General features: G+C 55.6%; 10 protein-coding genes. 9 read left to right on the top strand and 1 reads right to left on the bottom strand.

What is annotated here, in order from left to right; genetic code table 11:
• Positions 1–11 precede the first annotated feature (11 nt).
• The 9 genes from LH22_RS01790 (at position 12) to LH22_RS01830 (ending at position 10,685) form a co-directional block, all read left to right on the top strand.
• Complete coding sequence (locus LH22_RS01790; protein WP_052059332.1) at positions 12–1,529, top strand: ABC transporter substrate-binding protein; 1,518 nt, start codon at positions 12–14, stop codon at positions 1,527–1,529.
• A gap of 17 nt (positions 1,530–1,546) precedes the next feature.
• Positions 1,547–2,488: an ABC transporter permease gene (locus LH22_RS01795; protein ID WP_038643868.1), complete on the top strand. Its 942-nt coding sequence runs from the start codon at positions 1,547–1,549 to the stop codon at positions 2,486–2,488.
• A 2-nt stretch (positions 2,489–2,490) separates the two neighbouring features.
• Entirely contained in the window at positions 2,491–3,372 is an 882-nt protein-coding gene (locus tag LH22_RS01800; RefSeq protein WP_038643869.1) for an ABC transporter permease, read from the top strand.
• A gap of 9 nt (positions 3,373–3,381) precedes the next feature.
• Complete coding sequence (locus LH22_RS01805) at positions 3,382–4,980, top strand: gamma-glutamyltransferase family protein (protein ID WP_038643870.1); 1,599 nt, start codon at positions 3,382–3,384, stop codon at positions 4,978–4,980.
• Between the two features lie 274 nt (positions 4,981–5,254).
• Positions 5,255–5,968, top strand: a complete 714-nt coding sequence (locus LH22_RS01810) for a DUF3053 domain-containing protein (protein WP_038643872.1) — start codon at positions 5,255–5,257, stop codon at positions 5,966–5,968.
• Between the two features lie 478 nt (positions 5,969–6,446).
• A complete protein-coding gene (locus tag LH22_RS01815) occupies positions 6,447–8,381 on the top strand; it encodes a PTS mannitol transporter subunit IICBA (protein ID WP_038643874.1) in 1,935 nt (644 codons plus the stop codon).
• Positions 8,382–8,475: 94 nt separating this feature from the next.
• Entirely contained in the window at positions 8,476–9,624 is a 1,149-nt protein-coding gene (gene mtlD / locus LH22_RS01820) for a mannitol-1-phosphate 5-dehydrogenase (protein ID WP_038643875.1), read from the top strand.
• A gap of 76 nt (positions 9,625–9,700) precedes the next feature.
• Complete coding sequence (locus tag LH22_RS01825) at positions 9,701–10,234, top strand: MltR family transcriptional regulator (protein WP_038643876.1); 534 nt, start codon at positions 9,701–9,703, stop codon at positions 10,232–10,234.
• Positions 10,235–10,322: 88 nt separating this feature from the next.
• Positions 10,323–10,685, top strand: a complete 363-nt coding sequence (locus LH22_RS01830; protein WP_038643877.1) for a YibL family ribosome-associated protein — start codon at positions 10,323–10,325, stop codon at positions 10,683–10,685.
• A gap of 7 nt (positions 10,686–10,692) precedes the next feature.
• On the opposite strand, the gene LH22_RS01835 is transcribed toward LH22_RS01830, so the two are convergent.
• A complete protein-coding gene (locus tag LH22_RS01835; RefSeq protein ID WP_052059334.1) occupies positions 10,693–11,697 on the bottom strand; it encodes a VirK/YbjX family protein in 1,005 nt (334 codons plus the stop codon).
• Between the last annotated feature and the right edge of the window lie 141 nt (positions 11,698–11,838).

Here is an 11,838-nt window from a genome sequence, read left to right on the forward strand (position 1 = left end):
GAGATTCGCCTGTGAAGAAAGCTCGTATTACGTTAATCACGGCCTTAAGCGGCCTGCTCTTGCTCGGTGCCAGTGCACACAGTCAGGCGGAAAGCGTGATTCGTATTGGCCTCGGTGCCGACCCGGACATGCTCGATCCACATCTGGCGCGCACCTATTACGGACGTTTTGTGTTTGCCGCCATGTGTGACCGCTTGGTAGATGTCGATGAGAAACTGAAAGTGGTGCCCGGCCTGGCAACCGATTGGGCGTGGAGCGATGACGGCAAAACCCTGACCATGAATCTGCGCGAGGGCGTGACCTTCCAGGATGGCGAGAAGTTTGATGCCAACGCGGTGAAGTTTAATATCGAGCGCGCGCTAACGCTGCCGGGTTCGCTGCGTAAAAGCGAAATCTCCTCTATCGACAGCGTGGAAGTGAGTGGGCCAATGCAGGTGAAGTTCCACCTGAAAACGCCCGATGCCGCGCTGCTCAGCCAGCTCACCGACCGTGCGGGCGCCATGCTGGCACCGGAAGCGGCCAAAAAACCAGATTTCGCGACGCATCCGGTCTGCTCCGGCCCGTATCAATTCGCCAGCCGCGTACAGCAGGACCGTATCGTGCTGACGCGGTTTGAAAACTACTGGAATAAGAGCGCTTATCACTTCGATAAAGTGATTTTCCTGCCGATTCCGGATGCCTCGGTGCGTCTCGCCAACCTGCGCGCAGGCGATCTCGACCTGACGGAAGGCGTCGCGGCCAGCGATGTGAAAACGGTAGAAGGCGACAGCAAGCTGGCGCTGGCCAAAGTCACCGGCCTCGGCTATCAGGGCATCACTTTCAATATCAATAACGGCAAGGTAGACGCCAACAGTCCACTGAAAGATCCGCGTGTACGCGAAGCCTTTTCGCTGGCGATTGACCGCGACGCGCTGAATCAGGTGGCGTTTGAAGGGTTATATACCCCGTCCAACCAGGCGTTCTCACCGGTCAGTCCCTATCACGTTAACACCCCAGTCAGTACGCGCGATGTGGAGAAAGCCAAAGCATTGCTGAAGGCGGCGGGCGTCACCACGCCGCTCAATCTAACGCTGCTGGTCACCAACAACCCAACCGCACAGCAGGTTGGTCAGGTGATTCAGGCAATGGTCGGTGAAGCGGGCATAAACCTCAACTTGCAGATGAGTGAGTTCGCCAGCTTGCTGGATCGTCAGCAGCGTGGCGATTACCAGCTTAGCTTATCCGGCTGGTCCGGCCGTCCCGATCCCGATGGCAGCATCTACTCATTTATCAACAGCAAAGGCACGCTCAACGACGGTCGCTACAGCAATGCCCAGGTTGATGAGTGGTTGAGCGCCGCACGCCTCACCAACGATCAGGCGCAGCGCCAGGCGTTGTACACCAAAGTTGTAAATCAGCTGCAAACCGATATGCCGATTGCCTATCTCTACTTCGAGCCACGCATCTTCGGCATGACAAAAAAACTGCAGGGCTTTAAAGCCTGGCCTGATGGCTTAGTACGCCTCGCGGGTGTGAGCCTGGCGCAGTAAACCGCTGAGGAGCGATGATGCTGGAACTGATTGTTAAACGCTTACTGCTGGCGATCCCCACGCTGCTGCTGGTGAGCATCATGGTGTTTGCGCTGCAAAAGCTGCTACCGGGCGATCCGGTGCTGGCGATGGCGGGTGAGGAGCGCGATCCCGCGGTCATCGCGCAGCTGCGGGCGGAATACCATCTGGATGATCCAATCCCCACACAGTATTTCGCGTGGATCGGTAATGCGCTGAAGGGTGACTTAGGCATGTCACTGCGCACCAAAGAGCCGGTGACCTCGCTGATCGCCAGTAAGCTGCCGGTAACGCTGGAGCTGTCGCTGCTGGCGATGGTGGTTGCGCTGGGGATTGGCATCAGCATGGGCATTATCGCGGCGGTGCGCAAAGACACCTGGGTCGATCACACCACCAATTTTGTCGCGCTCTCCGGCATATCGGTGCCGCATTTCTGGCTGGGCATTCTGCTGATCCTGCTGTTTTCCGTTCATCTGCAATGGTTACCGGCCTCCGGCTTTGTGCCCATCAGTGAAGATGTGGCGCAGAACCTGAAAACCCTGCTGCTGCCCGCTTTAGTGCTGGGGACGGGTCTTGCTGCCACACTGATGCGCCATACGCGGGCATCAATGATCAGCGTGCTAAAGGCCGATTACATCCGCACCGCGCGCGCCAAAGGTCTGCTGGCCCCCAAAGTGGTGCTGAAGCATGCCTTCCGTAACGCACTGATGCCGATCGTCACGCTCACCACCTTGCTGTTTGGTGAGCTGCTGGGCGGTGCGGTGTTAACCGAGCAGGTTTTCACCCTGCCCGGTTTCGGCAAGATGATTGTCGATGCGGTGTTTAACCGTGATTACGCGGTGGTACAGGGCGTGGTGCTGGTGGTGGCGATCGGCTTCCTGCTACTGAACCTGCTGGCGGATGTGCTCTATCTGTTAATCAACCCGAAAATGCGAGGCTAACCATGAGCGAGGTGTTAACAGCAGGCGCAGTGCCTGCAGTTGCAAAGCCCAACCGCCGGGTGCTGAAGAAATTTCTGCGTAATAAGAGTGCGCTGATCGGCGCAGTGATCGTGCTGCTGTTTGTAGCCGTGGCGTTGCTGGCCCCCTGGCTGGCACCGGCCGATCCGATCAAGGCAAACTTCCTTGCCGTGCGCAAAGTCCCTTCCGCGCTGTTTTGGTTGGGGACCGATGAGCTGGGCCGCGATATTCTGTCGCGTCTAATTTGGGGGGCGCGCACCTCACTTCTGGCAGGCTGCATCTCCGTGATGATTGCCATTTTGATTGGTGTGCCGCTGGGCTTGATTGCCGGTTACTGGCAGGGCTGGTGCGATGGCATTATCTCGCGCTTTATCGAAGCGCTGCTTGCCTGCCCGTTTCTGATTCTGGCGATTGCGTTGGGTGCGTTTCTTGGACCGAGTTTATCCAATGCGATGATCGCCATTGGGCTTTCCGCCATGCCGATCTTTGCCCGTTTGACGCGCGGCCAGGTGATTGCCATCCGCCATGAAGACTATATCGACGGGGCGCGCGCCATCGGTTTGCCGGACCGCTGGATCATCCTGCGTTATGTGTTGCCCAACGTGCTATCACCGATTCTGGTGCAGGCCACGCTGGCGATTGCTTCCGCCATTATTACCGAAGCCAGCCTGTCATTCCTCGGACTCGGCCAACAGCCGCCCTCACCTTCCTGGGGCGCGATGCTGAACACCGCTAAGGGCTACCTGGAGCAGGCACCCTGGATGTCTATTTTCCCTGGGCTGGCGATTTTTCTCACCGTGCAGGGCTTCAATCTGCTGGGCGATGGACTGCGCGACGCGCTTGATCCGCGCAATGACTCACATTAAGGAACCGTTATGAGCGATTTGGATTTCAACGTTAGTTATGCCTCGCACCGCGCCCCAATGATGGGCCGCAATGCGGTCGCCACCTCACAGCCGCTGGCGGCACAGGCGGGAATGCGCATGTTGCAACAGGGCGGTAATGCCGTGGATGCAGCGATTGCCAGCGCGATGGCGCTGACAGTGCTGGAACCGAGCGGCAACGGGATTGGCAGCGATGCGTTTGCCATTATCTGGGATGGCAAAGAGCTGCATGGCTTAAATGCCTCCGGCCGATCCCCCGCCAGCTGGAATGCAGAACGCTTTGCCGGACACAGCACCATGCCGGAAATCGGTTGGGAAGCCGTGACCGTACCGGGCGCGGTTTCTGCCTGGGTGACGCTGGCCGAGCGCTTTGCCACATTGCCGCTGACCACGCTGGCACAACCGGCTATCGAATACGCCCGTGACGGCTTCCCGGTTTCGCCGTTGATCGCCCATCTGTGGCAGCGCGGCTACAACAAACTGAAGTCTCAGCCGGGTTTTGTTGAGTGTTTTGCGCCAGATGGCCGCCCACCGCGTGCTGGTGAGCTGTTCCGTAACCCGGCGCAGGCCGCCACATTGCAGAAAATCGCCGAAACCAACGGAGAAACCTTCTATCGGGGCGAGCTGGCGGAGAAAATGGTGGCATTTGCCGAGCAGCATGGCGCAGCACTCAGCATGGCCGATCTCAACAACCATCGTGCCGACTGGGTGGATCTGCTATCACGCCCGTTTGCCAACGGTTCGGTGCAGGAGCTGCCACCCAACGGTCAGGGCATCGCCACCTTAATTGCGCTCGGAATTCTCGAGCAGTGGGACATCGGCAGCTACACGCCGGATTCCGTGCCGTGGCTGCACTTATCTATCGAGGCGATGAAGCTGGCGTTAGTCGATCTGGATCGCTACGTCACCGACTACGACCATCTGGAGTTCCCGGCAGAACTGCTGCTCAGCGACAGCTATCTTAAACAGCGCGCCCAGCTCATCAATCCTGACCAGGCCGGGGATTTTACCTTCGGCTCCCCGCAGCAGAGCGGTACCGTGTATCTCTCGACTGCCGATGCCAGCGGCATGATGGTTTCGTTTATTCAGTCCAACTATATGGGCTTCGGTTCCGGCGTGGTGGTGCCTGACACCGGCATCAGCTTGCAGAACCGCGGCTGCGGCTTCTCACTCGATTCGCAGCATCCGAATGTGGTGGCCGGTAGCAAACGCCCGTTCCACACCATTATTCCGGCGTTTGCGCTGGATGCGGCGGGACAGCCATTGATGTCGTTTGGCGTGATGGGCGGCCCGATGCAGGCGCAGGGGCACTTACAGCTGGCGCTCCGCATCATGCAGCACAAGCAGAATCCGCAAGCGGCAATCGATGCACCGCGCTGGCGCGTGGAGCAAGGCCGCGCGGTAGTAGTGGAACCGGGCATCGACCGTAATGTGCTGGCAAAACTGCGCGAGATGGGTCACCAGATTACGGTGGAAGATCCACTGCAGAGCTATAACTTCGGAGGTGCGCAGGCGATTGTGCGTGACCCGCAGGGCTTCTACATTGCCGCCACTGAAAGCCGGAAGGATGGGCAGGCGCTGGTGTTTTAAATCACAACCTGGCGGTATCAGTGCGGCCTGCCTGATGCCGCCAGGTGATTTCGGCCTTTAGGTTCAGTTTGTTGCCTGCGTTCGTTGGTGTCGGTGGAGCACAACCTTTAGGGTCGACCACCAGCACATTTCTTTCATTACATTTATCCGGCGCACCAGGGTGCGCGCTTTGCCACAGTTTGCCGCCTCTCAACCCGTTGTACACGCCAGGCCATTGCACTATCCTTTAGGACCATTCCCACCGAATCGAAATTAGCCATAACAGGAGTTCAACATGGCGTCAGGATTATCCCGCATCTGGATGCGTACCGGCATGCTTATGGTCAGCGCACTGGTTGTGCTGCAACTTACCGCCTGTGGCGATAAAGAAGGCGATCAGCGCAAAGCTTTCACCGATTTCCTGCAGAATACCGCGATGCGCAGCGGCGAGCATCTGCCTAGCCTGAGCGAAAACCAGAAGCAGACCTTCGGTAACTACGCGGGCGACTACGCCATTCTGTATGGCTTCTCACAGCAGGCCAATCAGGCGGTTGAGCAAGGCATGCGCCCTGTGGTTGATGAACTGGCCGCGATTCGTGTGCCACAAGATTATCTGACCCGTCGCGACAGTCTGCGTCAGGCGAGCGGCAACCTCAGTGTGCTGTCACAGCAGATTCAGAGCGCCAAAATGCAGGCCGACAGCAGCAAAGCCACGTTGAAGCAGCCAGACGATCTGAAGAAAGTGTATGACAGCGTCTACGCCAAAGTGGTGACGCAGCCGGCAGGTACGCTGATTCCATTGCTGCCTCAGCTGCAGGCGTTGAGCCAGGCGGCGGTGCAAACCGGTGATTATCTGCAGTCGCAGGGCACGCGTGTGACCTTCAATGACGGTGGCGTTCAGTTCCCAACGCAGGATCAGGCCACGCAGTACAACACCCTGATGAGCAACCTTTCCAGCAATGCTCAAGCCCTGACTCAGGCACAGAATGCTGTGCAGGGTGGTTTGTAACCTCGCTTTTAATGCGTTCAGGGGCGACTAAAGGTCGCCCCTTTCCTGACATACTCTTCATCGCATCTTTCAGATTTTTCGTCACTTCCTTACACCTCACTTATCTGCATCGCTATTGTGTGATCTGGCGCATTTTCGACCAAAAATAATTTGTGATCTCAATCACACTTATGAAACAAACCACAGGGCTTCAAAGGTGACTTAAGTCACATTTATCCCGTTGTTTTGCTTAAAATTTCGCCTTCGTACTTTTCTTACACTCTATTTATGTGATCTTCATCACTTTATAGCACCCTGACCACCCCAATTTTGAGTGATCTGCATCACACTTATCCCGAATGCTACGCAGCGTAATAAACTAGTGCTAGAGTCCGCGTGCATACAGTGATGCCACGGCCCGCGCCGGAACGGCTCAATAAAAGTCTTAACAAAAACAACCGCGCTCTTATTGCAGCGCGTCTCAATAAGGGGTGGGTTTATGTCCTCATCAGCGAAGGTCAAGGTCCAGAGCTTTGGTCGCTTTCTGAGTAACATGGTGATGCCAAACATCGGTGCGTTTATCGCCTGGGGTATCATCACAGCACTGTTTATCCCAACCGGATGGATTCCAAACGCAACGCTGGCGAAACTCGTCGGCCCTATGATCACTTACCTGCTGCCATTGTTGATCGGTTTCACCGGTGGACGCCTGGTGGGCGGCGATCGCGGCGGCGTGGTCGGTGCTATTACCACCATGGGTGTGATTGTCGGTGCAGATATGCCGATGTTCCTCGGCGCGATGATTGCCGGTCCACTGGGCGGCTGGGCGATCAAAACCTTTGACCGTATGGTTGATGGTAAAATCAAAAGCGGCTTTGAGATGCTGGTTAACAACTTCTCAGCCGGTATCATCGGTATGCTGTTGGCGCTGCTGGCGTTCATCGGCATCGGTCCATTGGTTGAAGGTCTGTCACACATCCTTGCGGCGGGCGTAAATCTGATGGTGCAGAACAACCTGCTGCCACTGACCTCTATCTTTGTTGAACCGGCGAAAATCCTGTTCCTCAATAACGCCATCAACCACGGTATCTTCTCGCCACTGGGTATCCAGCAGGCCAGCGAAGCCGGTAAATCTATCTTCTTCCTGATTGAAGCTAACCCAGGCCCAGGTATGGGTGTGCTGGTTGCCTACATGATTTTTGGTCGCGGTAGCGCCAAGCAGTCTGCAGGCGGTGCGGCCATCATCCACTTCCTTGGTGGTATCCACGAAATTTACTTCCCGTACGTGCTGATGGCGCCACGTCTGCTGCTGGCGGTGATCCTCGGTGGTATGACAGGCGTGTTCACCCTGACCGTACTGAACGGTGGTCTGGTGTCTCCAGCGTCTCCGGGTTCTATCCTCGCAGTACTGGCGATGACGCCAAAAGGCGCATACTTCGCTAACATCGCGGCCATCATCGCGGCGTTTGCCGTCTCCTTCGTGGTCTCTTCTATCCTGCTGAAAACCAGCAAAGTGAAAGAAGATGACGATATCGAAGCCGCGACTCAGCGCATGCGTGATATGAAAGCGCAGTCTAAAGGTCAGGCCGTTGCGGGTTCTCCGGTTATCGCCGATGCCACCAGTGTTGATGTGAGCCACGTGCGTAAAATCATCGTGGCCTGTGATGCCGGTATGGGTTCCAGCGCCATGGGTGCAGGTGTGCTGCGTAAGAAAGTGCAGGATGCCGGCCTGAGCAATATCTCGGTAACCAACAGTGCGATTAACTCTCTGCCGGGCGATGTGGATCTGGTGATTACCCACCGCGATCTGACGGAACGTGCGATGCGTCAGGCACCGCAGGCGCAGCATATTTCACTAAATAACTTCCTCGATAGCGCGCTGTACAGCAATCTGACTGAACGTCTGATCGCCGCTAACCGCAGTGAAGCACATCGTGAAACCGTGCAGACCACGCTGGCAGACAGCTATGACGATGGCAGCGCTAATTTGTTCAAACTGGGCGCGGACAACGTGTTCCTCGGCTTGAGCGCCAGCAACAAAGAGCAGGCGATTCGATTTGCTGGTGAGCAGCTGGTGAAAGGCGGTTATGTCCAGCCAGAGTACGTTGAAGCAATGCTGGAACGTGAAAAGCTGACCCCGACCTATCTCGGTGAGTCTATCGCTGTGCCGCACGGCACTGTGGAAGCCAAAGATCGCGTGCTGAAAACTGGCGTGGTGTTCTGCCAGTACCCAGCAGGTGTGCTGTTTGGTGAAGAAGCCGATGATGTAGCGCGCCTGGTGATTGGTATTGCCGCTCGCAATAACGAACACATTCAGGTGATTACCAGCCTGACCAACGCGCTGGATGATGACAGCGTGATTGAGAAGCTGGCGAACACCACCAGCGTTCAGGATGTGCTGGATCTGCTGTCAGGTAACACCGCGAAAGCGTAATACCACGTTTTAACTTCCCTGGGGCGGGCAAGCCCGTCCCACATTTCCGGGGCGGATTTGCCCGCCCTTTCGTCATTTGATATGGGTCAAATTTATGAAAGCGTTACATTTTGGAGCAGGTAACATCGGTCGCGGTTTTATCGGTAAGTTGCTGGCTGATGCCGGTATCGAACTGGTTTTCGCGGATGTGAATCAGGTGGTTCTGGATGCCCTTAACGCCCGTCATGAGTATCCGGTTCATGTAGTTGGCGAGCAGGCAAAGGTCGAAATCGTTACAGGCGTTAGCGCAGTGAACAGCACCAGCGACGACATCGTTACGCTGATTGCTGAGGTTGATATCGTTACCACGGCGGTTGGTCCGCAAATTCTGGAGCGCATCGCAGGCGGTGTGGCGAAAGGTCTGGCCAAACGCAGCGACAACGGTAATGTCCGTCCGCTGAATATCATCGCCTGTGAAAACATGGTGCGCGGCACCAGTCAGTTGAAGCAGCACGTATTGAAAGCGCTGCCAGAGCACTATCACGCATGGGTTGAAGAGCACGTTGGCTTCGTCGACTCCGCCGTTGACCGCATCGTGCCGCCTTCTGAGGCCGGCAGCAACGATCCGCTGGAAGTGACAGTCGAAACCTTCAGCGAATGGATTGTGGATAAAACTCAGTTCAAAGGTGAATTGCCAAACATTCCTGGCATGGAGCTGACCGACAACCTGATGGCATTTGTCGAGCGCAAACTCTTCACACTGAATACCGGCCATGCCATCACCGCCTATCTTGGCCAGTTAGCCGGCCACGCCACCATCCGTGATGCGATTCTGGATGAGAAAGTGCGTGCCGTGGTGCAGGGTGCGATGCAGGAGAGCGGCGAGGTGCTGATCAAACGCTATGGCTTTGATGCCGACAAGCACGCCGCTTACATCCAGAAAATCCTCACTCGTTTTGAAAATCCATACCTGAAAGATGATGTTGAACGTGTTGGCCGCCAGCCGCTGCGTAAACTCAGCGCGGGCGATCGTCTGATTAAACCCACGCTCGGCACCCTTGAGTACCAGCTGCCACACGCCAACCTGGTGCAGGGTATCGCTGCCGCGATGCACTACCGCAGTGAAGCCGATCCACAGGCACAGGAACTGGCTGCCCTGTTGGCTGAGAAAGGCCCACAGGCAACACTGGCCGAGATCTCTGGACTGGAAGCCAATAGCGAAGTGGTCACCTCAGTGGTGAGTGCTTACAACGCTATGGCATAATGCGCGCCTTTTAATAGCTCACTCGGGCGCGGTGCCAACCGTGCCCGTCGGCGGTAGCGGAACAATGCAGGCAATAATGGAAGAGAAGCAAGCTTTTGAAAACCGGGTGCTTGAGCGCCTGAACGCCGGTCGATCGGTGAGAAGCTTCCTGATCGCCGCCGTTGAGCTATTGGCTGAAGCGGTCAACCTGCTGGTGTTGCAGGTTTTCCGCAAAGACGATTATGCCGTGAAATACGCGGTTGAACCGTTGCTGCTCGGCGACGGTCCGCTGGGCGAGCTGTCGGTGCGTTTGAAACTGATTTACGGCTTGGGCGTGATTAATCGCCATGAATATGAAGATTGTGAGCTGCTGCTGGCGCTACGTGAAGAACTCGATCACGACACCAGCGACTACCGCTTTACTGACGATGAGATTTTGGGGCCGTTTGGTGAACTGCACTGCGTCGTAGCGTGGCCGCCACAACCTGACTTCACCCGAGACGACGAGGCATTACGCAGTATGCAGCAACAGCGCTATCTGCAGATGGTGCGCTCGACCATGGTGCTGTCACTCACCGAGCTGATATCGCGCATCTCCCACAAGCAAGCCTTTAAGAAGCCGGCCGTTTAGGGGCACTGTCGCGGTCGAATCCGCCCCGCTGCAAAATCGCCCCGTTTTGATGTATCCTTTGCCTGTTTTCCTTAACGAGTTTCCCCTGATGAAAGAACAAGAAAAAGCCGAGATCAAACTGCTCAGTGATCAACTGGACGCATTGAATCGCAAAGAACCCCAGCTGCTGGAATCTGGCGATGCCGAAAAACTCGGCGAGTTGCTGCGTGAAAAAGAGAAGCTGGTGCAGGAAATTGAACGTCTGCGCAGTGTTCGCGATGAGAAGCTGAGCAAAGAAGCGCAACAGCTGCAGAAGCTGGGTTTCAGCCGTGAGATCACCAAGAAAGAACAAGCCAACATGGGCGCATTTAAGAAGAGCGTGCGCGGCCTGGTGGTGGTGCATCCAATGACCGCGCTGGGGCGTGAGATGGGGCTGAAGGTGATGACCGGCTACGCGAAGCAGCCGTTCTGATACCCGATTACGCGGCGTGTGATACGTCGCGTTCTACGCTCTCTTCCTGCAGTGGTTCAGCCCCTGCAACGGGTTCAACCCCTGCGGCCAGCAATACCTGGGTGTTCAACGCATCCAACAGTGCATAGCGACGGCGATACTCCGCGCGTTTCTTACTGGCGATCTCTTCCAGAGCTTTCCTTTCCATCTGCAGCGGCAACGTAAACAGGTCGTCGGCACGGGCTTCACCGCCCAGTGACAGCCAGAACTCGCTGTAGCTGGCAAAGAACTTATCACCTTTACTGTGGCGATAACGCATGCTGCGGAACACATGCGTGGTATCTCCTACCGCGCAAATCGCTTGCACGCCACATTGTTGCGCCAGAATAAATACCGCTTCCATTAACAGACGTTTCGGGAATACGCCATGTGCGGCTTTGGTTGCATCGCGGATCACATCATTTGAGATGTGTTTGCGCGGCCCCTGCAATCCACCAATCAATAATGTGCGCTTGCCCTTTTCCTGAATAATGGAAAATGAGAGCGAGGCAATATTCAGGGTTTGATAATGCAGTGTCAGGGTTATTTCACCTTCACGGTCAAAATGTCCTGGGCAGCAATTAATAGCAAACACCTCATCGTTTTTTCCGTTAAAGGCGGCAATCACATTTAATACCGGACTCAGCAGTAACTGGCGCAGTTTGGTATTATCCAGTTGATCCATCAGCGTGTAATGGTCAAGCAGTGCCTGCGCGCGTTGCGCCACGCTGAAGCCCGCGCGCAGGTAAGGGCGATGCGGTTTAGCCGGCAGCAAACCCTGCATTTTCAGCAGTTGGGGTAGAAATGGCAGTTTCGCTAACTCGTTAAGGTAATTAAATGTTGTAACGGGAAAGATTAAAGACCTTAAAGCAAATTTAAAGCGGAACATACTGCTATTCCATAACTTATCAGGTCTGACTTTTCCGCTAATTAACGGCAAAAACAGGGATGCCGACGAATCTTTATTCGCCACAGGGGTAGTGATAGTAGACATAATTATTTTACTTTCGTGTGATCAACTGCGGCTACTGTATGCCCCAAATTATCAACGACAGGTTAATAACGACCGTAACGGTATTGTCAGAAGAGATAATCTTGAAGTGGTTTAAGAAGTGTTTAGTTTTCGTAAAGAAAA

It is taken from the genome of Pantoea rwandensis (assembly GCF_000759475.1).
GTDB lineage: Bacteria > Pseudomonadota > Gammaproteobacteria > Enterobacterales > Enterobacteriaceae > Pantoea > Pantoea rwandensis_B.

Excerpts from the sequence above, each read along its gene's own strand:
- LH22_RS01810 (WP_038643872.1), top strand. The coding sequence starts at position 5,255 with ATGGCGTCAGGATTATCCCGCATCTGGATGCGTACCGGCATGCTTATG.
- LH22_RS01825 (WP_038643876.1), top strand. The coding sequence starts at position 9,701 with ATGGAAGAGAAGCAAGCTTTTGAAAACCGGGTGCTTGAGCGCCTGAAC.
- LH22_RS01795 (WP_038643868.1), top strand. The coding sequence starts at position 1,547 with ATGCTGGAACTGATTGTTAAACGCTTACTGCTGGCGATCCCCACGCTG.
- LH22_RS01830 (WP_038643877.1), top strand. The coding sequence starts at position 10,323 with ATGAAAGAACAAGAAAAAGCCGAGATCAAACTGCTCAGTGATCAACTG.
- LH22_RS01800 (WP_038643869.1), top strand. The coding sequence starts at position 2,491 with ATGAGCGAGGTGTTAACAGCAGGCGCAGTGCCTGCAGTTGCAAAGCCC.
- LH22_RS01805 (WP_038643870.1), top strand. The coding sequence starts at position 3,382 with ATGAGCGATTTGGATTTCAACGTTAGTTATGCCTCGCACCGCGCCCCA.
- LH22_RS01835 (WP_052059334.1), bottom strand. The coding sequence starts at position 11,697 with ATGTCTACTATCACTACCCCTGTGGCGAATAAAGATTCGTCGGCATCC.
- mtlD (WP_038643875.1), top strand. The coding sequence starts at position 8,476 with ATGAAAGCGTTACATTTTGGAGCAGGTAACATCGGTCGCGGTTTTATC.
- LH22_RS01815 (WP_038643874.1), top strand. The coding sequence starts at position 6,447 with ATGTCCTCATCAGCGAAGGTCAAGGTCCAGAGCTTTGGTCGCTTTCTG.